This is a genomic window from Arthrobacter sp. 10T425 (genome assembly GCF_056393985.1).
Map to the genome: position 1 here is coordinate 24,504 of NZ_JBFTGZ010000009.1, position 26,359 is coordinate 50,862.

Sequence of the window (26,359 nt, forward strand, 5' to 3'; positions counted from 1 at the left end):
ATGCGCGTCGTCATAGCGCCGGACAAGTTCAAGGGATCGCTCTCGGCCCCGGACGTCGCCCGGCACCTCGAAGCAGGGCTGCAGAGGGCTTGCGGTGGCAATCTGGAGGTACTGCGGATTCCCGTGGCCGACGGCGGCGAGGGCACCCTCGATGCCGCCGTCGGCTCCGGCTTCACCCGCCGCAGCGCCGTCGTCAGCGGCCCCACCGGCGCGCCGATCCGGGCGGAGTTCGCGGTCCGCGGACGCGAGGCGGTCATCGAGATGGCCGCCGCGTCCGGCCTCGCCGTCCTGCCCGGCGGCAGGGGCGGCCGCCCTGATTCCGCCTCCGCCAATGGCGCCAGCAGCAAGGGAACCGGCGAACTGATCCGGGCCGCGCTCGACGCCGGGTGCCGGCAGATCATCCTGGGCGTCGGCGGCAGCGCCAACACCGACGGGGGCGCGGGGGTCCTGCAGGGACTCGGTGCCAAGCTCCTCGATGCCGACGGCAACGAACTTCCGCCCGGCGGTGCGGCCCTGGCCCGGCTGGACTGGATCGACTTCTCCGGCTTCGATTCCCGCCTGGACGGCGCACGCTTCGTACTCGCCAGCGACGTCGACAACCCGTTGCTTGGTGCCCAAGGCGCCGCTGCGATCTTCGGTCCGCAGAAGGGCGCCGACCCCGAGGACGTAGCAGCCCTCGACGCCGCCCTGGCCCGCTTTGTGGACGTGCTCTGCGCCGAAATCGGGCCCCGCGCGCGGAAGGCTGCGGACGCTCCGGGTGCCGGAGCTGCCGGCGGCGTGGGCTACGCAGCCATCGCGGTACTGGCCGCGACCCGCCGGCCCGGCATCGACGTCGTCCTCGAATTCACCGGGCTGGCCGAGCGGCTGGCCGGCGCGGATCTGGTGATCACCGGCGAAGGCAGCCTCGACGAACAGACCCTGCTGGGCAAGACTCCGGTGGGCGTTGCCCGGGCGGCGCGCCGCGCCAAGGTTCCGGTGGTCGCGGTGTGCGGCCGGTCCGTCCTGACCCCGGAGCAGATCAGCAGTTCCGGGTTCCTCGCAGTCCACGCTTTGACGGAGCTGGAAAGCAATGTAGACACATGTATAACCGACGCCGCGGCGCTGCTGGAGCGCCTCGGACGGCAACTCGGCGAGCAATTGGCCAACGTGGCGCACTCCGCGCAGGGCGCCCGCGCCCTGGACAGTGCTCCGGGAAAGGAGACCCTCAGTGTCTGAAGAAACCTACGACGTCGTCTTCCGCGGGCAGCGGGTGCTGACCACCGCCGGCATCGCCGCCCGGGAAGTCGGCATCCGCGGCGGCGTGATTGTCGCGATCGAGCCGCTGGGCAACGGCCTCTCCGGCCGTGAAGTCATTGAACTCGCCGACGACGAGACCCTCCTGCCGGGCCTCGTGGACACCCACGTGCACGTCAATGAGCCCGGCCGGACCGAGTGGGAGGGATTCGCGTCCGCCACCCGGGCGGCAGCGGCCGGCGGCGTCACCACCCTCATTGACATGCCGTTGAACAGCATCCCGCCCACCACTACCGTGGAGGCCCTGAAACTGAAGCGGGAGGTGGCCGGGGACCAGGTGTTCGTGGACGTCGGCTTCTGGGGCGGAGCCGTCCCGGGCAACAAGAACGAACTGCGGCCGCTGCACGACGAGGGCGTTTTCGGCTTCAAATGCTTCCTGCTGCACTCCGGCGTGGACGAGTTCCCGCACTTGGAAGCGGACGAAATGGAACAGGACATGGCCGAGCTCAAGTCCTTCGACTCGCTCATGATCGTCCACGCCGAGGACTCCCACGCGATCGACCACGCGCCCCACCCCGGCGGCGACCACTACTCCACGTTCCTGGCCTCCCGCCCGCGCGGGGCCGAGAACAAGGCCGTCGCCGAGGTCATCGAACGGGCCCGCTGGACCGGAGCCCGCGCCCACATCCTGCACCTTTCCTCCTCCGACGCGCTCCCCATGATCGCCACCGCCAAGCGCGACGGCGTTCGCCTCACCGTGGAAACGTGCCCGCACTACCTGACGCTGACGGCCGAGGAAATCCCGAACGGCGCCACAGCCTACAAGTGCTGCCCGCCGATCCGCGAAGCCTCCAACCGCGAACTGCTGTGGGCCGGCCTGCGGGACGGCACCATCGACTGCATCGTCTCGGACCACTCCCCGTCCACCCTGGACCTGAAGGACCTGGAAAACGGTGACTTCGCCGTGGCCTGGGGCGGCGTCTCCTCGCTGCAGCTGGGCCTGTCGCTGATCTGGACCGAGGCCCGGCACCGCGGCATCCCGCTCGAGCAGGTTCTCTCGTGGATGGCGGCAAAGCCGGCCCAACTCGCCGGCCTGGGCAACAAAGGCCAACTGGCGCTGGGATACGACGCCGACCTCGCCGTATTTGCCCCGGACGAGGCTTTCGTTGTGGATGTCTCCAAGCTCAAGCACAAGAACCCCATCACCCCGTATGACGGCAAGGCGCTTTCCGGCGTCGTCCGGCAGACCTACCTCCGCGGCACCCTGATCGACGGCCGGACCCCGGCCGGCAAGCTGATCCGCCGCGGCGGCGTGTGAGCCAGGCGGCCGTGGCCGGCACCCCGCCCGCCGTTCACGGACGGGCCCGGCATAACGGGCAGGCACGGCAGGCCGGCCTCACCGCGAAGGGACTGGCGGTCTGGGTCACGGTGCCGGACGACTCCGACGTTGACCCGGTGTGCCTGGCCCGCGCGGCCGAACTCGTGCTCGGCCGCGCCCTCAGATGTGCCCCGGAGGCGGAAGTCCACTTTAGGCCCGCCGCCGGAGCCGCAACATCCGCCGTCGTCCGGTCCCCCGGAGACGACGGCACCCCGGCGGGAACAGCAGATCCCGCCGGGGACACCGGCGGGGCGGGCCTGGAGCCCGTCCCCGGCAGCATCAGCCGGCTCGCCGTCGACCTCGCGGCCGGAGACGCCAGGCTGGATGGAGAGCGGGTGCCCCTGACGGATCTGGAGTTCACGCTTCTGAGATGTCTCGTGCAGAACTGCTCCCGCACGGTAAGCCGGCAGGAGCTGCAGCTTTGCCTCGACGCGTTCGACACCCCGGGCGCGGCAACCCGGTCCATCGACGTGTACGTCGGCCGGTTGCGCCGGAAACTCAAGGGCTGCCGGCACGCCGTCGTCACCGTCCGCAGCGGCGGCTACCGCTTCGTCCCCGGTCCGCGGGCGACGGTCCGCGGACCAGCGGAATACAGCATCTGAGCTCCGCTGCCACAACCATCCCGACCCTCGATCGAAGGAACTGCATGCAATCCACCGTGACCACCAAGCTGCACGCCATCACTAAGCTGCACAGCGAAGATCCAGCACCCGGGTTCACGCTGCCAGATGCTGCGGGCCGCCGGATCTCCCTGGCCGATTATCGCGGCAAAAGCGTCATCATCTACTTCTACCCCCGCGCAGCCACTCCCGGGTGCACCACCGAGGCTTGCGACTTCCGAGACAGCCTCGCTGCCCTCCACGGCGCAGGCTTCGAGGTCCTTGGCATCTCACCCGACGCCCGGGAGGCCCTGTCCGCCTTTGCCGCGGAACATGCGCTCACGTTCCCCCTTCTCGCGGACGAAGACCACGCTGTGGCCCTCGCGTACGGCGCCTGGGGCGAGAAGCTGATGGACGGCGAGGTCCGCGAAGGCACGATCCGGTCCACCGTGGTTGTCGGTCCCGATGGCAACGTGGTCTTGGCGCAATACCACGTCAGTCCGCAGGGCCACGTGCGGGCGCTGCGGGAGGAGCTTGGCATCTAGGGGCTCGGACGCCATGCGGGCGGACCCGGACGTGCGCGGGCTGGAAACGGCCTAGAAGAGGGCGCCCGCCACGGCCTGCGTCAGCTGATGGATCACCTCGGTGCGTTCCGGGACGTCGCTCAAGTCCTGGCCCTTGGTGTAGATGACAAGCGCGTATGCGGTGCTGCCTTGCGCGAGGACGGCGGCGTCATGCAGTTCACCGCCCAGGAGCCCGTACTTGTGGAAGACCGTGATCCCCTCCGGAACGGCGGCGGGAATGAGCGTTTCGTAGTTGGTGTCCTGCATATAGGACAACAGCTGGGCGGTGTGGTCTGCCGTCAGGAGCGTCCCGGAATAGACCCCCGCCAGGATCGTCGCCATTTCCGCCGGTGTCAGCGTGTTGGTTTCCGGGTCATAGCTCACGCCCAGCGATGCCGCGTACTCCGTCAGCTCCTCGTGGCCCACGGCATCCATGATCAGCGACCACGAGTCGTTGTCGCTCTGCTGGATCATCTCCCGGAGCTGGAAGCCGGCGGTGTAGCTCCCCAAAGGGTCATCGAGGCTGGCCGCCCCGGTTTCGACCAGGTGGTAGTAAGCCGCCGCGGCCAGCACTTTGGCGGTGCTCGCCGCCACGAACTCCTCCCGGACCCCGTATTCGTGGACGTCCGCGGCGCCGGGGTCCTGGGCGAGGTCGACCAGCGCCACGCCGATCTGGAACTGGCTGTTGGCATCGAGAATGGCCTTGATGCGCGCATCCAGGGCCTCCTCCACCGTTCCCGGCGCCGGTCCGGATGCCTGGGCCGCCGCATCGGGGCTGGCCGACGGCGACGCGCTGGCCTCCGCCGTCGGCGCGGCAGACGGCGTGGCAGACGCCGTCGTGGGATTCACCGCCGTGGGATTCGCCGCCGTCAAGCGGACTTGCGCAAAGGAATAGATACCTGCGGCCAGGACGACCGCGAGCACTGCTGCACAGACCGTACCCATCAAGGCCCGTGGCCGGACGGTCACTCGACGCGCCCGCGGCCGGAAGTGCGCCCGAATCCAAATCGTCGCTGCTGTGGATTTCGCTGTTCCATAATGACTTCAATCTAGCTACGGCAGCTATGCCGGAGCTATGAAAAAGCTGTCGGCCCCAAGCCTGCCAAAGCCGCCCCGGACGGGTCCTTGCCAGACCCAGGCGGCGGAATACAGCCTCGGTCCACGATGTTGTGCATCACAGACCCGTTGTCCACCCCCGAAGGATCATCATGAGCGCAAACATGACCGTCAAGCTTCAGCCGGGCACCCCGGCCCCGGATTTCACCCTGCCTGACGCCGAAGGCAAGCCGGTTGCCCTGGCCGACTACCGCGGCAAGAACGTCATTGTGTACTTCTACCCGCAGGCGGCAACCCCCGGCTGCACCACCGAGGCGTGCGATTTCCGCGACAACCTCGCGTCCCTGCAGGGCTCCGGCTACGAGGTCCTGGGCATCTCCCCCGACGCCCCCGAGGCCCTGGCCCATTTCACCGGCGACTTCGCCCTGACCTTCCCGCTCCTGGCCGACGAGGACCACGCCGTGGCCCTCGCCTACGGCGCGTGGGGCGAGAAGCTGGTCCACGGCGAGGTCACGGAGGGCATCGTCCGCTCCACCGTGGTGCTGGACCCCGAGGGCAAGGTCAAACTGGCGCAGTACCAGGTCAAGGCCCAGGGCCACGTGGCGTCGCTGAAGGAAGCACTGGGCGTCTAACGCTGCACCGCTCCCGCGGCGTTCTCGCGGCGTTCTCGCGGCGGATTCGGACCACCGCGGCGGAATCGGACAGATGCAGCGCGGATCCGCGGCGCGCGGTTCCCATAGCTGCGCGCCGGTCCGAAGCCGCAGCGGAGTAGTTTTCCACATCCGCCCCGCCGGTGGTTGTCCGGCCCCGCAGCGCGGGCCAGCATCGGGGCATGGACCTACCCCGACTGATTCTCAGCAGCGACCTCGCGCGCCTCGGCCAGGACGCACGGGGCCTTGCACGGCAGGCGAAAGCCGGGCAGCTCCGGCGCATCAGGCAGGGAGTGTACGTCCGGGCCCACGAGTGGGAGGCGCTGCCGCCGTGGGACAGGAATCGGGTCCTCATCCGGGCGGCTGCTTCCACATTGCGGAGCCGGACCGTCTTCTGCCGCCAGTCCTCCGCTGTGCTGTGGGACATGCCGGTTCTGGGCCACAGCCATCTGGTGCATGCCTGCACGTCCGACGGCGGCGGCGGGCGCTCGCGCGCCGGGGTCCGCCGGCATCTGGTCGATTTGGGCTCGGTGCAGATCGAGAAACGTCACGGGCTCCTGGTCACAGACCGTGTCCGGACAGCACTGGACCTGGCCGCCTTCGAATCGTTTGAGCAGGGCGTCGCAGTATTCGACCATGTCCTGGGGCAGCGGCCTGGCAACCTGGCACCGCTCAGCCGCGGGGAACTCGACGCCGGCATCGGCGGCAACTACACGGCAGCAGCGGCCCGGCGGATCCGGACCGCCCTGCAGTTTGCTGATCCTGCGTCCGGCTCCCCTGGAGAATCGGTGAGCCGCGCCCTGATGCATCGGCTCGGCTTCCGGGTCCCCCTCCTTCAGGTCGAAATTCGTGATGCCCGGGGGCTAGTGGCGTTCACTGACTTTGACTGGCCCGATGATCAGCTTTGCGGAGAGTTCGACGGCCTCGTGAAGTACCGCAAGGCGGAGTATCTCCAGGGCCGGACCCCAGCCGAGGCCCTCACCGACGAGAAACGCCGGGAGGACCGGATTCGTGCCACCGGCCGCCGGGTGATCCGTTGGACGTGGTCGGAGCTGGCCAATCCCGGAACATTCGGCACATTTCTGGCGGCGGCTGGCGTTCCCCGGCGGCCGCTCCCGTCCTGCCGGCGCTGATCCCGCCACGTTCCCGGGAATTCGCTACGAAATCGGACCCGTGCAGCGCGGATCCCCGGCGCGCCCGTCCGAAACCGCAGCCCCTGTCCGAAAACGCCGCGAAAACGGGCCTGGGACGCCCGCCGGGCTACACCTTGGTCCCCGCCACCACGGTGGCGGTGGACCGGAGCCGGATCGCGCCGTCGTGCTCGTAGCGGCCCAGCAGAGCGAACACATCCGAGCGGATCAGGGCCCGCGACTCCGCGTCCGCCTTGGCCAGGCCCATCGCCACGGTGGTCGCGATGTCGGTCATGAACTCCCAGTAGCTCTCCGGGGATTCGTGCACCAGGTCGGTGCTGACCTGGTGCTCGGCCACCTCGGCGAGCCCGGCCTCCTTGAACATCCGGGTCATGAACCCAGTGGGTGCGCAGCGGAACAGCCCGGGAGTCTCGGCGGGCGGAATGGGCAGTTCCCGGTGCCGGGCAATTGTGCCCAGGATCAGGCTGGCCCAGGGGTTTGCCGCCGCGCGTCCCCAGACGACGGCGCCCACCCGGGCGCCCGGCCTCGCGGTGCGCGCCATCTCTGCCATGGCCGCGGACATCACCGGGAAGAACATCAAGCCGAAGTGGCTGTACACGGCGTCGAATGTGTTGTTGCGGAACGGCAGGGCGGCCGAATCGCACACTTGAAAGTCCAGGTTGTTCAGGCGCCGGGCCGATGCCTTCTCCTCGGCCACCCGGAGCATTCCGGCCGAAATGTCAGTCAGGACCACACGGCCTTCCGGCACCTGCGCGGCCACGTTCAGGCCGGGCTCCCCCGTGCCTGCCGCGACGTCCAGCACCACTGAGTCGGGGCGGAGCCGGAGCTCCTGGCGGAGGGCGTCGCCGAACGGGGCCTGCCAGCCGAGCAGTTCCGCGTCCCATTTCTTCCAGCCCGCCGAGAACTCATCCCAGAGCAAGCGCTGCTCCTCACGAACACGGTCGGCTGAGGCTAACATGGCGGATCCTTAGCTCGTCTGTACCTAGCCCTAGTCTGCTCTGGGATGCGGTCCGCGGCAATGAGTCGAAGGGCAGTAGGCTTAACGGCATGTCTCCCCACGAAACCCCCGGCACAGCAGGCAACGACCCCCAGCGGGAACCGGCACAGGGCAACGTTCAGGGCGGCGTTCCGGAGCGCCGCGAGGTCACCGTCCGCCGGGCCCCGAAATATGTGCCCTTCCTGATCCTGGGCGGGCTCCTGGGCGTGGCCGTCGCGGCCATCATCGCCTACGCCCTGCCCGGTGACCCGAGCTTCGACCGTTCCTCGGTCTTCGGCTTCTTCATGGTCCTCTGCGCGGCCGGCGGCGTCATCGTGGGTGCCGCGATCGCCCTCGTCCTGGACCGGCGGAGCGTCCGCCGCGCCGAGCACGCCGTCGTCGAATCCGCACCGGACGCCGACGACGACGAGGGCCGCGACGGGAACCACCGCTGAAGGGCGTCAGGTCATAAACCGGCCGCCGGAAAAGTCTTAGCGCACATCGTGAGATAATCGACCAGTGGCACGCGGCGATGGAAAACTTTCTCATGATCTTCTCCCAGGCGAAAAAGGCCCTCAGGACGCATGCGGCGTCTTTGGGGTCTGGGCACCCGGTGAAGAAGTAGCAAAACTCACCTACTACGGGCTGTATGCACTGCAGCACCGCGGTCAGGAGTCGGCTGGCATAGCAACCAGCGACGGCAAGCGGATCAACGTCTACAAGGACATGGGCCTCGTTTCCCAGGTCTTCGACGAGACCACGCTGAACACCCTGACCGGGCACCTGGCCGTCGGCCACTGCCGCTATTCCACTACCGGTGCGAGCCACTGGGCCAACGCCCAGCCGACCCTGGGCGCGACGTCCACGGGCACCGTGGCCCTGGCCCACAACGGCAACCTGACCAACACGGCCGAGCTCAAGGCAATGATCGAGGACCGCAACGGCGGAAACCTCAGCGGCGAGATGAAGCAGGGCAACACCTCCGACACCGCACTGGTGACCGCGCTCCTGGAGGGCGAAGAGGGCAAGTCCCTGGAGCAGACGGCCATGGAGCTGCTGCCCAAGATCAAGGGCGGCTTCTGCTTCGTCTTCATGGATGAGGGCACCCTCTACGCGGCCCGCGACACCTACGGGATCCGCCCGCTGTGCCTTGGCCGGCTCGAACGCGGCTGGGTGGTTGCCTCCGAGCAGTCCGCCCTCGCCACCGTCGGCGCCAGTTTCATCCGCGAAATCGAACCCGGCGAATTCATCGCGATCGACGAGGACGGCGTCCGCTCGCAGCGCTTCGCCGAGGCGACGCCGGCCGGCTGCGTTTTCGAATACGTCTACCTCGCCCGCCCGGACGCCTCCATTGCGGGCCGCTCGGTGTACGAATCCCGCGTCGAAATGGGCCGCCAGCTGGCCCGCGAAAACACCCAGGAAGCGGACATCGTCATTCCCGTGCCCGAATCCGGCACCCCCGCGGCGGTGGGCTACGCCGAAGAATCCGGCATCCCCTTCGCGCACGGCTTCGTCAAGAACTCCTACGTGGGCCGCACGTTCATCCAGCCCTCGCAGACGCTGCGCCAGCTCGGCATCCGGCTCAAGCTCAACGCCCTCGAATCCGTGATCCGCGGCAAGCGTGTCGTCGTGGTGGATGACTCGATCGTCCGCGGCAACACCCAGCGCGCCATCGTGCGGATGCTCCGGGAGGCGGGCGCCGCAAGCGTCCACATCAAGATTTCCTCCCCGCCGGTCAAGTGGCCCTGCTTCTACGGCATCGACTTCGCCTCCCGGGCGGAACTGATCGCCAACGGCGCCACCATCGACGAGATCACCCAGGCCATCGGCGCCGACTCGCTCGCCTACATTTCCGAAGACGGCATGATCGACGCCACCCGCCAGCCGCGCGACCGTCTCTGCACCGCCTGCTTCACCGGCAAGTACCCGATTGAGCTGCCCGGCGCTGACAAGCTCGGCAAGAACCTGCTCGAGCGCACCGACCTCGGCGGTCTCCCAACCGCCGCCGGCGCGGCTGATTCCGCCGCGGCGCCCTCCGGTGCCGCGTCCGACGCCGAACCCGGCACCTCCATCGCCGACGATCCGGCCGAGAAGGCCGGCGCCACCGGTTGCGATCCGGGGCCGGACTCCGAATTCGAAGAACTGCTCACCGATGCCGACCGCGTCACCACAGCCGACAAGAAAGAGCCAGTATGACTTCCGCCTCCCCGGCCGCTGACATGAACGCCGCCCAGAACGCCGGCATCACCTACGCCTCCGCCGGCGTCGACGTCGAAGCGGGAGACCGCGCCGTCGAACTCATGAAGGACGCCGTCAAGGCCACCCACAACGCCTCGGTGATCGGCGGCGTCGGCGGGTTCGCTGGCCTCTACGACGTCTCCCGGCTGCTGACCTACAGGCGCCCGCTGCTGGCCACCTCCACCGACGGCGTCGGCACCAAAGTGGCAATCGCTCAGGCCATGGACATCCACGACACCATCGGCTACGACCTCGTCGGCATGGTGGTGGACGACATCGTCGTCGTGGGCGCCGAGCCGCTGTACATGACCGACTACATCGCCTGCGGCAAGGTGGTCCCGGAGCGCATCGCCGACATCGTCCGCGGCATCGCGGCCGCCTGCTCGGTCGCCGGCACCGCCCTGGTGGGCGGCGAAACCGCCGAACACCCCGGCCTGCTCGGGGAACACGAGTACGACGTCGCCGGTGCCGCCACCGGCGTTGTCGAGGCCGACCAGCTGCTCGGCCCGGACCGCGTCCGCGCCGGCGACGTGGTGATCGGCATGGCCTCCTCCGGCCTGCACTCCAACGGCTACTCGCTGGTCCGCCGCGTCATCAACCACGCCGGCTGGGCCCTGGACCGCCAGGTCTCCGAGCTAGGCCGCACCCTGGGCGAGGAGCTCCTCGAGCCCACCCGCGTCTACGCCGCGGACTGCCTCGACCTCGCCCGCACCTTCCCGGTGAACGGCTCCGCGGGCGGCAAGGCCGTCCACGGCTTCAGCCACGTGACCGGCGGCGGCCTCGCAGCCAACCTCGCCCGCGTCCTCCCGCAGGGCTTGCTGGCCACCGTCGACCGCTCCACCTGGGAGCTCCCTGCCATCTTCAAGCTGGTTTCCGAGCTCGGCAACGTCCCGCTGGCCGACCTCGAGCGCACCCTGAACCTGGGCGTGGGCATGGTCGCCATTGTTTCGCCGGAAGCGGCCGACGCGGCCGTGAACCGGCTCAACGACCGCGGCCTGCCGTCCTGGATCATGGGCACCGTCGAGCAGAACTCGGATGCGGTCCTCAAGACCGGCCCGGATTACGTCCAGGGCGCCAAGGGCGTCGACGGCGGCGCCGTCCGGCTGGTCAACGCCTACGCCTAAACGGGCCCGACCCACGTCGAGTGCTCCTCGGCCGTTTTGAACGCTCAGAACGGCCGGTGGGGAGCACTCGATCCGTTTAAGCCGCGGTCCTAAACCTCCAGCAGGCTGAAGACGCCGCCCTGCGGATCCTTGAGGGTGGCGATGGTTCCGGCTTCCTCGACCTCGTCCGGTTCGATCAGCACGACACCGCCCGCGGCCACCGCAGCCTGCACCGCCGCTGCGACGTCGGAGACGCCGAAGTAGACCTGCCACCCCGGCTCGAGGGTGTCCTGCGCGTCGCCGGGGACCCGGGCGATGCCGGCCACCTCGGCGCCGCCCACCATGAGCGTGGTGTAGGTGCCGCCGTCGTCCTGGGGGTATTCGGTGACGTCGTGCCCGAAGAGCTGTTGGAAGAAGCCGACGGCGGCCTGCGGTTCCGGTGTGAGCAGTTCAGCCCAGGCCAAGGTGCCCGCCTCCTGGCTCCGGCCGGCTCCGATGTGGCTGCCGGCCTGCCAGGCCCCGGTGGTTCCGCCGCCGGGCGGGGCGAAGAAGACCATGACGCCGGTGTCACCGATCTCCTCGGGGCCGAATTCAAGGTGCCCGGGAGAATGCGCCAGTTCGGTGGCCAGGTCCCGGGCGTCGTCGACCGCGAAGTACACGTTCCACCGGCCCGGTTCAGCCACGGCTTCCTGCTGTGGGTTCTGCGGAGCGAGCACGGTAACCAGGTCGTCGCCCAGGAAGGCTTTCGCGTAGCTGCGTCCGTCGGGAGTGGGCAGGTCTTCGTACCGCCAGCCGAAAACCTCCGTGTAAAAGACCTTCGCTGTCTCCACGTCGGGGGTCTGAAGGTCCGTCCAGCAGAGCTCGCCCTCGGCGAATCCTTTGCGCATGGTCATGGCAGTCCTGCCGGGGCATCGGTGTGGCGTCCGGGAAAATCCGGCACGAACAACCTAGCCCGGTGCCCCGCCGGTGACAACTGCGCCGGCTCATCCGCGGCGAAGCGCGGGCCAGCCGGCCGCCCGGATACGGAAGGCTGCGGGCACAAGAAAGGCCGCCGGCCACGCCTGTTACAGGTGTGGCCGGCGGCCTGAAAATCTTTGGCTGGCACCGCGGTGCCGGATGGATCCCCCCGGAGAAAACTGCCGGAAGGAAGCGTCGGCTAACCTATGCGACGGGAATCAACCTCGTCGTCATCGTCTTCCACATCGTCCGCGTACTTATCCACATACGCTGAATAATCCGGTTCAACCGGGTCATCCGCGAAGTGGCTCGTGGCACGACTTCCCGGGCCCGTGAGCTCGCGCTGGAGGGCCGAATAGTCAGTGTTCGGGGAGTAGTACTTGATGTCCCGAGCCTGCTTGGTAGCTTTTGCCTTTTGACGGCCGCGCCCCATGGCGTGACCCCCTTTTGTACTTGGACCGGAGGTGGTCACCTTTTGGCGATAGGTGAGGCCCCGGAATGTTTGGTCAATTTGTCGTACACCTAGATTACATGCTTTCGGCGCCAACTGCTCGCCGGCCCGCCCCCTGTGGACAGTGTGGCGCCTCCCGCAACGGTGGCCGGAGCCACCGGCGCATGCGCGGTGCCGCGCATCTTCGATAGAGTTTCGTGATGTGCGCCCAGAAAAGGGCCGCTACGCCGGGCCTCCAGCCCCGGCAAAGACGCACGGAAGTGGTGAATTTCTCAGTGACCGAAGAGAATCCAAGGAACGACGCCGGGGCCATCCCGCCGCCGCCCTCGAGGCCGCCGACGTCCGCCCTGCCCGTCATTACAGCCGACCGTGCGCGGCCCACGAATCCTGCGGCGGCACCCGCAGCGGCGAAACCCGCGCGCCCGGCCCTTGCCGGCACCGCGTTCGCCGGCGCCAGGAAAGCGCTCTCACGCACCAAGAAGGCTCTCTCACGGCGGGCACGCCCCCTGGTCCGCCGGATCCGCCGGCAGGGGCCAAAGCGGCTCGGCGCGGCCGTGGCCGTCCTGGTGGTGCTTGCGGTTCTGGTCTGGTGGGCTGTGGCCGCATTTGCCGGCAGCGGCCAGGCCTCCGCGGAAAACGACAGCCCGGCCCCCGCCGCTTCGTCGGCGTCCGCCCCCGCCAGCCGCGGGGCGTTGCCGCTGGAGGGCGTCAGCCCCCTGGACTTCCAGCTGCGGGACTGCTTCAAGGACTTCGACCCGGATGCGCAGCAGTCCACCGTCGTGGATTGCGCCACCGGCCACTCGGCGCAGCTGGTCGCCGTGGAAAAATACGGGCCAGATGACTCGTACCCCGGCCGGGACCAGCTCAAGCAGAAGGCACGCGATGCCTGCAAGGCGGCTCCGCTCACGGCAAAGGCCGGCGACTACGACCTGAGCTACAAGCTGGCCTACCCGAGCCCGCGCAGCTGGGAGATGGGCGACCGGCGGGTCGACTGCTACGCCGCGACGAACGGCGGAAACGTCATCAAGGAGTCCCTGCTGCCCTAGGCTTGCCCGGCGGCGCCTACTCCTTGCGCCGGACCGAGAGCCCGGTGCCCGTGGCCGCGCCGCCGCTGGTCAGCTCCCCGTCCCCCAGCCCGCCCATGGTGAGTTCCATCAGGTCCGGCGCGGTGTCCACCAGGACGGTGTCGCCGTCGGCGATTTCGCCGGCCAGGATGGCCTTTGCCAGCCGGTCGCCGATCTCGCGCTGCACCAGGCGGCGCAGCGGCCGCGCGCCGTACGCGGGATCGAAGCCGGATACGGCCAGCCAGGCGCGGGCACCCTCGGTAACTTCGAGGTTCAGCCGGCGGCCCTTGAGCCGCTCGCCCAGCTCCTTGACCTGCAGTTCCACGATCCGGGAGAGCTCCTCCACGCTCAGCGGATCGAACAGCACCACTTCATCGAGCCGGTTAAGGAACTCCGGCTTGAAGGAGGCGTTCACCGTGGCCATGACGGCGTTCTTCTTGGCCGCCGCGTCGAGGTTGGGGTCCACGAGGAACTGGCTGCCCAGGTTCGAGGTGAGCACCAGGATCACGTTGCGGAAGTCTACGGTGCGGCCCTGCCCGTCGGTGAGCCGGCCGTCGTCGAGCACCTGCAGGAGGATGTCGAAGACCTCCGGGTGGGCCTTTTCCACTTCGTCGAGCAGCAGCACGGAGTACGGGCGCCGCCGCACGGCCTCGGTAAGCTGGCCGCCCTCCTCATAGCCGACGTACCCGGGAGGCGCCCCGACGAGCCGGGCCACGGAGTGCTTCTCCGAATATTCGGACATGTCGATCCGCACCATCGCGCGCTCGTCGTCGAACAGGAAGTCCGCGAGGGACTTGGCGAGTTCGGTCTTGCCGACGCCGGTGGGGCCGAGGAACAGGAACGAGCCGGTGGGCCGGTTGGGGTCGCTGATCCCGGCGCGGGCGCGGCGCACGGCGTCGGAAACCGCGGCGACGGCCTGCTTCTGGCCGATCAGCCGCTCGCCCAGCACGTGCTCCATGTTCAGCAGCTTCTGGCTCTCGCCCTGGAGCATGCGCCCCGCGGGGATGCCGGTCCAGGCCGAAATCACCTCGGCGATGTCGTCGGCCGTGACCTCGTCGGCCACCATCTGCCCGGACTTGTCCGGCACGGCCGCCTCGGCCTCGGCGGCGGCGTTCAGTTCCCGTTCCAGGGCGGGGATCTCACCGTAGAGGATCCTGGACGCCGTCTCCAGGTCCCCTTCGCGCTGGGCCTTGTCCGCGGCGGAGCGGAGCTCGTCAAGCTTGGCCCGCAGGTCGCCCACCCGGTTCAGCCCCGCCTTCTCGGCTTCCCACCGGGCGTTCAGGCCCGCGAGTTCCTCCTTCTTGTCCGCCATGTCCGCCCGCAGGGCCGCGAGCCGTTCCACCGAGGCGGGATCGGTCTCGCTGGCCAGGGCCAGTTCCTCCATGGTCAGTCGGTCCACCTGGCGGCGCAGCTGGTCGATCTCCTCCGGGGCGGAATCGATTTCCATGCGCAGCCGGGACGCGGCCTCGTCCACGAGGTCGATCGCCTTGTCCGGCAGCTGCCGGCCGGAGATGTACCGGTTGGAGAGCGTCGCGGCCGCTACGAGGGCGGAGTCGGAGATGGAGACTTTGTGGTGGGCCTCGTAGCGTTCCTTGAGGCCGCGCAGAATGCCGATGGTGTCCTCCACGCTGGGCTCACCCACGTAGACCTGCTGGAACCGGCGCTCCAGGGCGGGGTCCTTTTCGATGTTCTCGCGGTACTCGTCCAGCGTGGTCGCACCGATGAGGCGCAACTCGCCGCGGGCCAGCATGGGCTTGAGCATGTTGCCGGCATCCATGGAGCTGTCCCCGGTGGCGCCGGCACCCACCACCGTGTGGAGCTCGTCGATGAACGTGACGATCTGCCCCTCAGAGTTCTTGATTTCCTCCAGGACAGCCTTGAGCCGCTCCTCGAATTCGCCGCGGTACTTTGCCCCGGCCACCATCGAGGCGAGGTCCAGGGCGATCAGCGTCTTGCCGCGCAGGCTTTCGGGCACGTCGCCTTCCACGATCCGCTGGGCGAGCCCCTCGACGACGGCGGTCTTGCCGACGCCGGGCTCGCCGATGATGACGGGGTTGTTCTTGGTGCGGCGGCTCAGGACCTGGATGATCCGCCGGATCTCGGCATCGCGGCCAATCACAGGGTCCAGCTTGCCCGAGCGGGCGACCGCAGTGAGGTCCGTGCCGTACTTCTCCAGCGCCTGGAACGAGTTCTCTGGGTCCGCGTTGTCCACTTTGCGGTCGCCGCGGACGCCCGGGAAGGCGGCCAGCAGTGCCTCGTGGGAGGCGCCGGCCTCGCGCAGGAGCTTCCCGACGCCGTCGCTCCCGGCGGCAAGGCCCAGCAGCAGGTGTTCGGTGGAAACAAAGGCGTCCCCGAGCCGCTCGGCCTCGTTCTGGGCATTCTTGATTGCCTGCAGCCCTGCCCGGGACAACTGCGCCTGCTGCACGCTGCTCCCGGAGGTCGACGGAAGGGCCTTGATGGCGGTGCTCGCCTGGACACTGACGGCGTCCGGGTCGGCGCCGGTGGCGCGGAGCAGCGCTACGGCGACGCCCTCCCGCTGGTCCATGAGGGCCTTGAGCAAGTGAGCGGGCTCGAGCTGCGGGTTGCCCGCGGTCGAGGCGTTCATGGCGGCCGCAGCGAGGGCCTCCTGGCTCTTGGTGGTGAATTTGGCGTCCAACGAGGGCTCCTTCCGGAATGGTTCTGATATCAAAGTTGAGTCTACATCGCTCAACTTTGATAAGAGGGGGGCTGGCTCCATGTTTGCCGACAGCGAAACGCCTGTCTAGGGCCGACCGCCCGCGGCCACCGTGCGCCCCGCGGCCGCGCACCCCTGCCGCGCACCCCGCCGCGGGACATGCCCTCCCCTGGGCACCCCGCCGCTGGACATGCCCTCCCCCGCGCCCGAAGAGTGGACATAGTGCCACTATGCCCAGCGCCCGGGCCCACGGCTGGACATGTCCCCCCGGCCCGGGCGCGAACAATGAACGTGCCCCCTCGGCCCGGGCGCGAACAATGAGCATGCCCCCTCGGCCCGGGCGCGAACAATGAGCATGCCCCCTCGGCCCGGGCACAAACAATGGACATGTCCCCCCGGCCCGGGCGCGAACAATGAGCATGTCCGGCAGCAGTCGGCCTGCACGGCCCGCGTGAATGACTTAACGTTGCTTAACGATCGGCGGGCTCCTTACTGTAACTGGGGTCACAGCAAAACGAACCGACGCGAAGGAGGGCCGGACATGCACGAACACGCCGTAAGCGCCACCGTCGACGGCCCCGTACCGCCGGTTTCGGCCGCTGCCGTGGCCCGCGCTGCAGGGGTTTCCTCGGCTGCGGTCTCCTACGTCCTCAACGGCAAGGGCGGCGTCTCGCCCGAGACCCGGCGCCACATCATCCACGTGGCGAACGAGCTCGGCTTCAGGCCCCGTAAGCCGTCGCAGTCAACCGACCCGCAGCGGACCCGGGTCATCGGGCTGATCCTGCCGAACATCATCAATCCGATGTTTCCGCGCTGGGCGCAGGGCGTCATTACGGCCGCGGCGGAGTCCGGCTACGAAGTGTTCGTCGCCACCACCCAGGACGATCCGGAGGTGCTCGCCCAAGTCACCTCGACGCTCGCGCACCGCAACGTCGATGGCATCATCCTGGCCGCCTCGCTCCGGGACGACGCCACCGCGCTCCGCACGCTGAGGGCGGCCCGCATCCCGTACGTGTGCCTGTCCCGCCGGGCGGACTTCCTCGACTCGGATTTCATCGGGATCGACGACGACGCCGCAGCCACCACGCTGATGCAGCACATGCTCAGCCACGGCTTCACCGAAATCGCCACCGTGATCGGCCCCCGGTTCTCAACGGCCTCCCTGGCCCGCGAACAGGCGTTTGTCCGCACAGCCGCCGCGGCGGGCATCACGATCAGCGGCGACCGGAAGATCAGCACCAGGGTTAACAACGAGGGCGGCAGGCTGGCGGCGGAGCGGCTCTTCTCGGCCGGAACGCCGCCGCAGGCCGTGGTCTGCGGCAGCGACGAGCTTGCCATCGGCGTCATGGAATACGCGCTGTCGCGCGGCCTGCGCATCCCGGACGACGTCGCCGTCGCCGGCTGTGACGGGCTGCCGCACAGCCGCTCCGGGCTGATCAACCTGACCAGCATTGTCCAACCGCAGCAGGAAATGGCCAACGAGGCGTTCGCCATGCTGCTCAAACGCATCGATTCCCCGTCCGCCACCTATACCTCGAAAGTGTGCCGGCACCGCCTGCACGTCGGGCGGACGTGCGGCTGCACGCCTCCTGACAGCTGAGGCCGCGCTACACGCGGGCCGGCCCGTCCGCGGCCAGCCCTACCCGTTCCCGCGACCCTGCCGAACCACGCGCCGCGCGCACTGGCGCGGCCGCCTGCCTCCCGTTTGCCCTTTCCGCATGCCCGCCCCGACCACCTTTCCCACCCACGAGCCAAGGACCCCGACCATGTCAGTTGTATCCGCAACAAAGAAGATGCGCACACCACAGGAAATCAACGGCGTGATCTTACGCCGCGTCATGCCGCTGCTGATCGGCGCCTACATCATGGCCTTCCTGGACCGCACCAACATCGGTATGGCCAAGGACCGGCTGGAGATCGACCTCGGCATCTCGGCCACCGCGTACGGCATCGGCGCCGGGCTGTTCTTCCTGACCTACGCCTTGTCCGAAATCCCGTCCAACCTGATCATGCACAAGGTCGGCGCCCGCTTCTGGATCATGCGGATCATGATCACCTGGGGCATCATCTCCGCCGGCATGGCGTTCGTCCAGGGCGAATGGTCCTTCTACATCATGCGGATGCTGCTCGGCGTGGCCGAAGCCGGACTCTTCCCGGGCGTCATGTACTTCCTGACGCAGTGGTTCGTGGTCAAGGACCGCGCCAAGGCCAACGGAATGTTCCTGCTCGGCGTCTCCATCGCCAACATTGTCGGGGCCCCGCTGGGCGGGCTGCTGCTGACCTTTGATGGGCTCGGCGGCCTGCACGGCTGGCAGTGGATGTTCCTCGTCGAAGGACTCCCGGCCTGCGTCCTCGCCTACGTCGTCTGGAAGAAGCTCCCGGACCGCCCCAGCATGGCGACGTTCCTCACCGCCGAGGAAGCCGCCGATCTCGAGGCCCGCATCGCCGCCGAGGAGACCGCCGGCGCCGCGGCCTCCGGCAACCACCTGCTCCGCGATGTCCTGAAGGACAAGCAGATCCTCCTCGTCGTCGGCGTCTACTTCACCCACCAGATCGCCGTCTACGCCCTGTCCTACTTCCTGCCCTCCATCATCGGCACGTACGGCAAGCTCAGCCCGCTGCAGATCGGCCTGCTGACGGCCATCCCGTGGATCTTCTCCGCGGCGGGCGCCCTGCTGGTCCCCCGCTTCGCCACCGACGGCCGCCGCTCCCGGATGCTGGTCACCGGCACCATGACCGGCATCGTCGCCGGCTTCGCCCTCGGCGCCGTCGGCGGGCCGCTGCTGGGCATGATCGGCTTCTGCCTCGCCGCCTTCAATTTCTTCGCCCTGCAGCCGATCCTCTTCACCTACCCGGCCACCCGGCTCAGCGGCGCCGCCCTCGCCGGCGGCATCGCCTTCGTCAACACCATCGGCCTCTGCGGCGGCTTCCTGGGCCCCTACGTCATGGGCTTCATGCAGGACGCCACCGGCTCCAAGCTCTCCGGCCTGTGGTTCATCGTGGGCATGTGCGTCATCGGCGCGCTGCTGTCCCTGCTGCTCAAGCGCGGCACGGAGAAGCCCGCGATTGTTCCGGCCGCCCACTGACGCACTGCTCCCACCGCCCGTTCCGGATGCGCCCCGCCGCGCGTTCGGAGCGGGTCCGCAAGCCATCTCACTGCAAGGACTACTCATGGATTTCACCGCCAAGCGCATTCTCGTCACCGCCGGAGCGAACGGCATCGGCCTGGCCATCGCCAGCAAGTTCCGGGAACTCGGCGCCACCGTCTTCGTCACCGACATCGACCCCGACGCCGTCGACAAGGCCCGCGTCAACGGGCTCCTCGCCGCGGTCAGCGACGTCTCGGACGAGGGCCAGGTCCGCGAACTCATGGACACCGTCCGGGACGAAATGGGCGGCCTCGACGTCCTCGTCAACAACGCCGGCATCGCCGGTCCCACCGGGCCCCTGGAATCCCTCGACGCCGCGGCGTGGAAGGCAACCTTCGACGTCAACATCCATGGCCAGTTCTTCTGCATCAAGCATGCCCTGCCCCTGCTGCGCGAGGGCAGCGGCGCCTCTATCGTGAACCTGTCCTCGGCCGCCGGGCGGCTGGGCATGGCCGGCCGCAGCGCCTATTCGGCGTCGAAGTGGGCCGTCGTCGGGCTGACCAAAACCCTCGCGATCGAACTTGGCCCGGACGGCATCCGCGTCAACGCCATCTGCCCCGGCGCCGTCAACGGCCCACGCATCGACTCCGTGATCGCCGCCAAAGCCCGGATGCTCGAGCTGCCGGCGGACGAGGTGTCCGCGCTGTACCACAACCAGTCCTCGCTGGGCCGGCTGATCGAGGCCGAGGACATCGCCAACATGGCCGCCTTCGTGGCCAGCGACATGGCCCGCAACGTCAACGGCCAGGCACTCGCCGTGGACGGCAACACCGAAAAGCTCTACTGACCTGAACTGAACTGCCTGGGGAGCCGGTCCGCCCCAGGCCGCCGCCCGCCCCGCACCCACGCTGCCCCGCCCCGCCCCGCCCCACCAAGGAGACATTCCCATGGCTGCTGCCCGCAAAGTCATCATCACCAGCGCCGTCACCGGCGCCATCCACACCCCGTCCATGTCCCCGCACCTGCCCGTCTCCCCCGACGAGATCGCCGACGCCGCGATCGGCGCCGCCGAGGCAGGCGCCGCGATCGTGCACATGCACGCCCGCGACCCCAGGGACGGCCGTCCCTCCCAGGACCCCGAGCACTTCGCCCCGATCCTGGACAAGCTCAAGCGCAACACCGACGCCGTCATCAACATCACCACGGGCGGCTCGCCGCACATGAGCGTCGAGGAGCGGATGCAGCCGGCGGCGCTGTTCAAGCCGGAGCTTGCCTCACTCAACATGGGCTCGATGAACTTCGGGCTGTACCCGATGCTGGACCGCTTCACCGAGTTCGGCCACGACTGGGAGCGCGAGGGGCTCGAAAAGAGCCGCGACCTCGTCTTCAAGAACACCTTCCAGGACATCGAGACCATCCTGGGCATCGGCAACCAGAACGGCACCCGCTTCGAGTTCGAGTGCTACGACATCTCGCACCTGAACAACCTCGCGCACTTCCACGGCCGCGGGCTGGCCAGGGGACCGCTGTTCGTCCAGTCGGTCTTCGGCCTGCTCGGCGGCATCGGCGCGCACCCCGAGGACCTCATGCACATGCGCCGCACGGCGGACCGCCTGCTCGGCGAGGACTATGAGTGGTCCATCCTGGGCGCCGGCAGGAACCAGATGCCGCTCGCCACGATCGGCGCCGCCATGGGCTCCCACGTCCGGGTGGGCCTGGAGGATTCCCTGTGGATCGGTCCCGGCCAGCTCGCCGCGTCCAACGCCGAACAGGTCACCCGGATCCGCACCATCCTGGAAGCCCTCAACTTTGAGGTCGCCACCCCCGACGAGGCGCGGCAGATGCTGCAGCTCAAGGGCCGGGAAAACGTAGGGTTCTGAGCCGATGAGCATCCTGGTGGCCCCGGACAGTTTCAAGGGCACCTTCACGGCTTCCGAGGTGGCCGGGCACATCGCGACCGGCATCCGCACGGCCGGCGCGGCGGCCCGAGAGCTGCCCGTGGCCGACGGCGGCGAGGGCACCACCGAGGCCCTCGCCCGCGGTCTGGACGCCCGGCCCGTCCTTGTCACCACGGTCGGGCCGTGGGGCGAATCCGTCGAGGCGGCGGTCGGGCTCACCGCCGACGGGACCGCCGTCGTCGAACTGGCCGTCGCGAGCGGCCTCAACCTGCCGTCCGCCGGCGGCCGGGACCCGCTGACGGCGAGCACGTACGGCACCGGCGTCCTGATCGCGGAGGCCGCCCGGCACGGCGCACGCCGCATCGTGGTGGCGGCAGGGGGCTCGGCCACCACCGACGGCGGGGCCGGCGCCATCGCCGCGATCGAGGAACGCGGCGGGCTCCGCGGTGCCGAGCTGGTGATCCTGAGTGATGTCACGACGCGTTTTTCCGACGCCGCACGCGTGTTCGGGCCGCAGAAGGGAGCCGGGCCGGCCGCGGTTGAGCTGCTGACACACAGACTCGAACTGCTCGCGGCGGAGTTCGCCCGGGACTACGGCCGCGATCCCAGTCTGGTGGACCGGACCGGCGCGGCGGGTGGCTTCTCCGGCGGAATGTGGGCCCGTTACGGCGCCCGCCTGGTGTCAGGGGCGGACTATGTCCTGGATCTGCTGGGCTTCGACGCGCAACTGGCCGCCAGCAGCGCGGTGGTGGTCGGCGAGGGCCGGCTGGATTCCCAGACCGGCCAGGGGAAGATCATCGGTGCCATCCTGGCCCGTGCCGGCACCACGCCGGTGTACGCGGTGGTGGGATCGGTGGATCCGGACCTCGGCGACTACGCAGACAGCTTTGTCCGCATCATCGTGGCCGGAGATCCGGCAGCCATGCAGGCGGCGGGGGCGGAACTGGCCCATGCGGCTTCGGCGGCTTCCCCTGCTGCTGGCGCTGCTCCTGCTCACCTGTGAGTCCGCGGGACATGTCCTCCTTGGCCCGCGCCAGTGGACATACTCCCTTTGTGCCCATCCCCGGGCCTGAAGACTGGACATGTCCTCCGCTGCCCGGCGTGACCAAGGGACATGCCCTCCCCCGCTCCGCAAAATTGCCCAAAAAATGGACATGCCCATCGCTGCCACGTGTGACCACCGGACGTGCCCTCCGCCGCCCCGTGCCAGTGGACATACGCCCTTTGTGCCCATACCCGGACCTTAAGAGTGGACATGTGCCCCGCTGCCGGACGTGACCATGGGACATGTATTCCCGCGGCCGCACGATTGGCTGAAAACTGGACATGTCCCCCCAGCGGGAACTGGCGAAAATCAACTCGTGAAGCCCGGCCTGGCGGAGCTCGGCGGCGCGAAGCCTGGCCCGGCTCGGAAGGCCCGGCTAGGAAGGCGCGACTCGGAAGGAGCGGCTCAGAAGGAGTCGCCGGGTTAATGTGGCCCGGTTAATGCGGCCCGGCTCGTGAAGCCCGGCCTAGCGGAGCTCGGCGGTGCGAAGTCTGGCCCGGCTCGAAAGTAGCTGCCCGGGGAGGCCCGGCTCTGAAGGAGCGGTCCGGCGGCCGGGTCCCCCAAGGAGCCGGCCGCCGAACCAAACACTCCCACCCCCAAAGCTTGTCACAGGTTTGACAAAATTGTCACACGCCGCTCCGGGCCGTGCCGAGGCCCGTCGGTATTGTGGAATTCATGAATGACACGACGGCACCGCAGGATCCCGGGCACCGGAGCATATTCCTTGACAAGGCGCACCCCGCTGCCTGGCGCGCACTCAACGGGCTGGGCCTGAAAGCCAAGGAAGCCGCCACCGAGGCCGGGCTGGACGACACCCTCATCGAGTTGCTCAATGTCCGCATTTCGCAGATCAACGGCTGCGCCTTTTGCCTGGACATGCACGTGGGCGACGCCGTCAAGAACGGCGAGTCGGCCCAGCGCCTGGCCGTCCTCCCCGCATGGCGCGACACCACCCTGTTCTCCGAAAAGGAACGTGCAGCCCTGACGCTGGCCGAGGCCATCACCACCATCTCTGACGCCCATACCCGCGACCATGAAGGCGCACAGGCCAGGCGGCACCTGACTGCCGAAGAATTTTCCGCCGTCAGCTGGCTGGCGATTACGATGAACGCGTTCAACCGGGTTTCCATCGTCAGCCAGCACCCGGTCCGCGACGCCCGCGGCTAAACCACCGTCCACTCCCGCCAGCCGCCCGCACCAGAACACCCGGTCGGCGGACAGGTGTCGGCGACTATGGCGCCGGCAGTGCGCGGCTGGCTAAGCAATGAGCCGTAGCCACAACTGGCGTGCAGTCGTAAGCTCGAAAAGTGGGGCGGAGCCGCGGTCACCGAGGGAGCACTGCCATGAGGTGGGTCAGGCCGGGTCACCCGGAGTACGACGAAACACGAAGACTCTTCAACGCGATGATCGACCGCCATCCGGCCGTCATAGCCCCGTGCGCCGACCCGGTAGGGGTGGCCGAGGCGCTGGCGTACGCGCGGACACACGGCTTCGAAGTCGCCGTCCGGGCCGGCGGCCACTCCGTGGCCGGCATGTCCATGAACGACGGCGGCCTCGTGATCGACGTTCGTCCGATGAAGTCCGTGCGGGTGGACCCGGAGGCCCGCACTGCCACGGTGGGCGCGGGCCTCACCTGCGGCGAGTTTGACCGCGCCACCCAGGAATACGGCCTCGCCATCACAGGCGGGCGGGTCTCCACGACCGGGCTCGCGGGTTTCACGCTCGGGGGCGGGTCCGGCTGGCTCGAGCGCGCCTTCGGCTTCGCCTGCGACGACCTCGTCTCCGTGGATCTGGTCACCGCCACCGGCGAGCAGGTGAGGGCCAGCGCCCAGGAGAATCCCGAACTCTTCTGGGCCCTGCACGGCGGCGGCGGAAACTTCGGCGTCGCCACCTCGTTTACGTTCGGCCTGCATCAGCTGGGGCCACGCGTGCATGCCGGGGTACTGATGTGGCCGGGGGACGCAGCCCCGGAACTCAGCCGCGGATACCGGGACCTGGCCTCCGCGGCTCCCAACGAAGAGTCCGCCACCCTCATCTACGGGATTGCACCGGCGGAACCCTTCGTGCCCGCGGCCATGGTGGGCAAGATGGCGGTGTACGTCGTGTATGTCTTCGCCGGGGATGCCGAGGAAGGCAAAGATCATGCCAGGGCATACCGGGAACTGGGCCCTGTTGTGGACCTGGTGGAAGACACCGGCTACGCAGACTTCCAGTGCTCCCTGGACGACCCGCCGGGCAAGTACAACTACTGGAGTGCCGACTACCACGATGAACTCTCCGACGACGCCCTGGACGTCATCATCGACTCGGCCCGGAACCTCCCGGGACCAAGCTCCCAGCAATTGATCGCCCATTGGGGCGGGGCGGTGAGCGGGCCGGCCGCCGCGGCCACCCCGCTGCTGAACCGGACCGCCAACTGGGTGAGCCACCCGTTCGGCCTGGGTGACACCCCGCAGGGCGGGCAGGACGCGAAGGCATGGGTCAAACGCTTCCGCCAGGACATCTCCCCCTACGCGACCGGGGGCGTCTGGCTGAACTTCATCGGCGACGAAGGCCAGGCCCGGATCCGCGCGGCCTACGGCGACGAAAACTACAACCGGCTGGCAGAAGTGAAACGCGAGTTCGATCCCGGGAACGTGTTCCGCGGGAACCAGAACATCCGACCCGCCGTCGCGGTGTGACCACAACGGCGGTGGCCCCGCCGTCGCGGCATGACCCCGACGGCGGCGCCCGCCCGGCGCCCGCACCGGTGCCCGCAGTCCGGGCCGCGCGTGTCCGGGGTCGGGGCTAGACTGCCACCATGGCCGTCTACGTCGATCCGCCGCTCTGGCCTGCCCACGGAACCCACTTTTCCCATCTGGTCTCGGACACGTCGCTCGCGGAACTGCACGCCTTCGCCGCAGCCGCCGGCATCCCCGGGCGAGCGTTCGACGGCGACCACTACGACGTCGCCGAGGCCCGCTACGAGGCCCTGGTGGCGGCCGGCGCCATCCCCGTGGAGGGCCGGGTCCTCGTCCGAAAGTTGATCGCCAGCGGGTTGCGGATCCCGGCCCGACGACGCGGCAAGGCCCTCCGGGTCCCGCTCCTGAACCGCTGGAACGAGGCGTTGCCGGGCCACGACGCCCTCTTCCTGGACCTGCTGGACCGCTGGGGCGAGGAACACCGGACGTACCACGGCCGCACCCACCTGCTGGCGGTGCTGGAAGCCCTGGACCTGCTGTGCGATCCGGCCGATCCGCCCCGGACCGTGCTGCTGGCCGCCTGGTTCCACGACGCCGTCTACCGCGGCGTGGCAGGCCAGGACGAGGAAGAGTCGGCACGGCTGGCCGACGACCGGCTCCGGCATGCCGGTCTCCCGGCCGCCGAGGTGGACGAAGTGGTGCGCCTGGTGCTGCTGACGGCCGACCACTGTCCGGAGCCCGGAGACGACGACGGCGCTCTGCTTAGCGACGCCGACCTCTCCGTCCTCGGCGGGGAACCGGAGGCCTACGCCCGCTACCTCGCCGCCGTCAGGGAAGATTTCGCCCACATCGGCGACGCCGACTTCGCCGCCGGCCGCGCCGCCGTCGTCCGCCAGCTGCTGCAGCTCGATCCGCTCTTCCATACCGACCGTGGCCGGACACTGTGGCTGGACGCGGCCCGCCGGAACCTGCAGGGCGAACTCGCGTGAGCCGTGTGCCGGCCTCCCACCGGCGGCCGGCGGCTCAGGCAGCCACGCTGAGGTGATTCGCCAGCCGGTCGAACGACTCGCGCCACCCTTCGCCATGGCGGTCGCGGCTTTCCGCGGAGTCGAACGGCCCCTGGGTGAAGGTCATCTGCGTGCCGCCGTCGATCTCCTCCAACCGGATCGTCACCTCGGTCTCGAAGCCGCGGGTTCCGTCCGGCTTGTCCCAGGCATGGGTGAACACGAACAGGTGCGGCGGCTCGACATCGGTATGCACCCCGCTCCACCAGAATTGCTGCCCGGTACTGTCCTGGATCATGCAGGCGCGGTACAGGCCGCCGACTTCGAGGTCCGCGTCGACGCTCTCACGCGGGACGTGGAAGCCGCGCGGGCCCCACCACTGCGGAGCCTGGTCCGGGTCCGTCAAAGCCGACCACACGCCCTGGATCGGCGCCCTGAACTCGCGGACAATGACCAGCATGAGGTCCGTGTCGCCGTTTGCCGTTTGGCTCATGGTCCTCTCCCTCGGATTGCTTGAACTGACAGGCGAAGTGCCCCCGGCCTGCTGGC

General features: G+C 68.9%; 25 protein-coding genes. 19 read left to right on the forward strand and 6 right to left on the reverse strand.

Annotated elements, in window-relative coordinates; genetic code table 11:
- The 4 genes from AC1DDH_RS11940 to AC1DDH_RS11955 are packed head-to-tail and all read left to right on the forward strand — an operon-like array spanning position 1 to position 3,755.
- Entirely contained in the window at positions 1-1,215 is a 1,215-nt protein-coding gene (locus AC1DDH_RS11940; protein ID WP_476931607.1) for a glycerate kinase, read from the forward strand.
- Positions 1,208-2,551 carry an allantoinase AllB gene (gene allB, locus AC1DDH_RS11945; protein ID WP_476931606.1) on the forward strand — a complete coding sequence of 448 codons (1,344 nt, stop codon included), beginning with the start codon at positions 1,208-1,210 and terminating at the stop codon, positions 2,549-2,551. The genes AC1DDH_RS11940 and allB overlap by 8 nt, the downstream gene beginning before the upstream one ends.
- Before the next feature lie 11 nt (positions 2,552-2,562).
- A complete protein-coding gene (locus AC1DDH_RS11950; RefSeq protein ID WP_476887145.1) occupies positions 2,563-3,213 on the forward strand; it encodes a winged helix-turn-helix domain-containing protein in 651 nt (216 codons plus the stop codon).
- A 44-nt stretch (positions 3,214-3,257) separates the two neighbouring features.
- Positions 3,258-3,755, forward strand: coding sequence for a peroxiredoxin (locus AC1DDH_RS11955; RefSeq protein ID WP_476955497.1), 498 nt, complete (start codon positions 3,258-3,260; stop codon positions 3,753-3,755).
- A 51-nt stretch (positions 3,756-3,806) separates the two neighbouring features.
- On the opposite strand, the gene AC1DDH_RS11960 is transcribed toward AC1DDH_RS11955, so the two are convergent.
- Positions 3,807-4,505, reverse strand: a complete 699-nt coding sequence (locus AC1DDH_RS11960) for a serine hydrolase (RefSeq protein WP_476955498.1) — start codon at positions 4,503-4,505, stop codon at positions 3,807-3,809.
- Between AC1DDH_RS11960 and AC1DDH_RS11965 the strand changes: the two genes are divergently transcribed.
- From AC1DDH_RS11965 to AC1DDH_RS11975, 3 genes are all read left to right on the forward strand, one after another.
- Positions 4,480-4,668, forward strand: coding sequence for a hypothetical protein (locus tag AC1DDH_RS11965; protein ID WP_476955499.1), 189 nt, complete (start codon positions 4,480-4,482; stop codon positions 4,666-4,668). The genes AC1DDH_RS11960 and AC1DDH_RS11965 overlap by 26 nt on opposite strands.
- Before the next feature lie 313 nt (positions 4,669-4,981).
- The gene (gene bcp, locus AC1DDH_RS11970) at positions 4,982-5,461 is read left to right on the forward strand and encodes a thioredoxin-dependent thiol peroxidase (protein ID WP_028275479.1); all 480 of its coding nucleotides are present in this window, start codon (positions 4,982-4,984) and stop codon (positions 5,459-5,461) included.
- Positions 5,462-5,661: 200 nt separating this feature from the next.
- On the forward strand, positions 5,662-6,612 hold the full coding sequence (locus tag AC1DDH_RS11975) for a hypothetical protein (RefSeq protein ID WP_476955500.1): 951 nt from the start codon (positions 5,662-5,664) through the stop codon (positions 6,610-6,612).
- Between the two features lie 127 nt (positions 6,613-6,739).
- Here the strand turns inward: AC1DDH_RS11975 and AC1DDH_RS11980 are convergent, their stop codons facing one another.
- On the reverse strand, positions 6,740-7,588 hold the full coding sequence (locus AC1DDH_RS11980; protein WP_476955501.1) for a class I SAM-dependent methyltransferase: 849 nt from the start codon (positions 7,586-7,588) through the stop codon (positions 6,740-6,742).
- Positions 7,589-7,677: 89 nt separating this feature from the next.
- Here AC1DDH_RS11980 and AC1DDH_RS11985 point away from each other — a divergent pair, with 89 nt between their 5' ends.
- From AC1DDH_RS11985 to purM, 3 genes are all read left to right on the forward strand, one after another.
- Complete coding sequence (locus tag AC1DDH_RS11985) at positions 7,678-8,061, forward strand: hypothetical protein (RefSeq protein WP_476955502.1); 384 nt, start codon at positions 7,678-7,680, stop codon at positions 8,059-8,061.
- A gap of 64 nt (positions 8,062-8,125) precedes the next feature.
- Positions 8,126-9,802, forward strand: coding sequence for an amidophosphoribosyltransferase (gene purF, locus AC1DDH_RS11990; protein ID WP_476955503.1), 1,677 nt, complete (start codon positions 8,126-8,128; stop codon positions 9,800-9,802).
- A complete protein-coding gene (gene purM, locus AC1DDH_RS11995) occupies positions 9,799-10,968 on the forward strand; it encodes a phosphoribosylformylglycinamidine cyclo-ligase (RefSeq protein WP_223913416.1) in 1,170 nt (389 codons plus the stop codon). Before purF ends, purM begins: the two co-directional genes overlap by 4 nt.
- An 89-nt stretch (positions 10,969-11,057) precedes the next feature.
- Here the strand turns inward: purM and AC1DDH_RS12000 are convergent, their stop codons facing one another.
- Together AC1DDH_RS12000 and AC1DDH_RS12005 are read right to left on the reverse strand one after the other, a co-directional pair.
- Complete coding sequence (locus tag AC1DDH_RS12000) at positions 11,058-11,840, reverse strand: VOC family protein (protein WP_476955504.1); 783 nt, start codon at positions 11,838-11,840, stop codon at positions 11,058-11,060.
- Between the two features lie 263 nt (positions 11,841-12,103).
- Positions 12,104-12,337: a DUF3073 domain-containing protein gene (locus AC1DDH_RS12005; protein WP_018774150.1), complete on the reverse strand. Its 234-nt coding sequence runs from the start codon at positions 12,335-12,337 to the stop codon at positions 12,104-12,106.
- 293 nt (positions 12,338-12,630) lie between these two features.
- Between AC1DDH_RS12005 and AC1DDH_RS12010 the strand changes: the two genes are divergently transcribed.
- A complete protein-coding gene (locus tag AC1DDH_RS12010) occupies positions 12,631-13,401 on the forward strand; it encodes a septum formation family protein (RefSeq protein ID WP_476947847.1) in 771 nt (256 codons plus the stop codon).
- A 16-nt stretch (positions 13,402-13,417) separates the two neighbouring features.
- On the opposite strand, the gene clpB is transcribed toward AC1DDH_RS12010, so the two are convergent.
- Positions 13,418-16,075, reverse strand: coding sequence for an ATP-dependent chaperone ClpB (gene clpB / locus AC1DDH_RS12015; RefSeq protein ID WP_476955505.1), 2,658 nt, complete (start codon positions 16,073-16,075; stop codon positions 13,418-13,420).
- A 559-nt stretch (positions 16,076-16,634) separates the two neighbouring features.
- Here clpB and AC1DDH_RS12020 point away from each other — a divergent pair.
- The 8 genes from AC1DDH_RS12020 (at position 16,635) to AC1DDH_RS12055 (ending at position 25,795) form a co-directional block, all read left to right on the forward strand.
- Positions 16,635-17,693 carry a LacI family DNA-binding transcriptional regulator gene (locus AC1DDH_RS12020; protein WP_476955506.1) on the forward strand — a complete coding sequence of 353 codons (1,059 nt, stop codon included), beginning with the start codon at positions 16,635-16,637 and terminating at the stop codon, positions 17,691-17,693.
- A 166-nt stretch (positions 17,694-17,859) separates the two neighbouring features.
- Positions 17,860-19,179: an MFS transporter gene (locus AC1DDH_RS12025; protein WP_476849780.1), complete on the forward strand. Its 1,320-nt coding sequence runs from the start codon at positions 17,860-17,862 to the stop codon at positions 19,177-19,179.
- Between the two features lie 85 nt (positions 19,180-19,264).
- Positions 19,265-20,029 carry an SDR family oxidoreductase gene (locus AC1DDH_RS12030; protein WP_476856980.1) on the forward strand — a complete coding sequence of 255 codons (765 nt, stop codon included), beginning with the start codon at positions 19,265-19,267 and terminating at the stop codon, positions 20,027-20,029.
- A 100-nt stretch (positions 20,030-20,129) separates the two neighbouring features.
- Positions 20,130-21,062, forward strand: a complete 933-nt coding sequence (gene kce, locus AC1DDH_RS12035; RefSeq protein WP_028275471.1) for a 3,5-dioxohexanoate:acetyl-CoA acetone transferase — start codon at positions 20,130-20,132, stop codon at positions 21,060-21,062.
- Positions 21,063-21,066: 4 nt separating this feature from the next.
- Positions 21,067-22,083 carry a glycerate kinase gene (locus tag AC1DDH_RS12040; RefSeq protein ID WP_476955507.1) on the forward strand — a complete coding sequence of 339 codons (1,017 nt, stop codon included), beginning with the start codon at positions 21,067-21,069 and terminating at the stop codon, positions 22,081-22,083.
- Between the two features lie 717 nt (positions 22,084-22,800).
- Positions 22,801-23,292: a carboxymuconolactone decarboxylase family protein gene (locus AC1DDH_RS12045; protein WP_476873673.1), complete on the forward strand. Its 492-nt coding sequence runs from the start codon at positions 22,801-22,803 to the stop codon at positions 23,290-23,292.
- 176 nt (positions 23,293-23,468) lie between these two features.
- Entirely contained in the window at positions 23,469-24,806 is a 1,338-nt protein-coding gene (locus AC1DDH_RS12050; RefSeq protein ID WP_476955508.1) for an FAD-binding oxidoreductase, read from the forward strand.
- 119 nt (positions 24,807-24,925) lie between these two features.
- Positions 24,926-25,795 carry a DUF4031 domain-containing protein gene (locus AC1DDH_RS12055; RefSeq protein WP_476887134.1) on the forward strand — a complete coding sequence of 290 codons (870 nt, stop codon included), beginning with the start codon at positions 24,926-24,928 and terminating at the stop codon, positions 25,793-25,795.
- 34 nt (positions 25,796-25,829) lie between these two features.
- On the opposite strand, the gene AC1DDH_RS12060 is transcribed toward AC1DDH_RS12055, so the two are convergent.
- The gene (locus AC1DDH_RS12060; protein WP_223917130.1) at positions 25,830-26,303 is read right to left on the reverse strand and encodes an SRPBCC family protein; all 474 of its coding nucleotides are present in this window, start codon (positions 26,301-26,303) and stop codon (positions 25,830-25,832) included.
- Positions 26,304-26,359 lie beyond the last annotated feature (56 nt).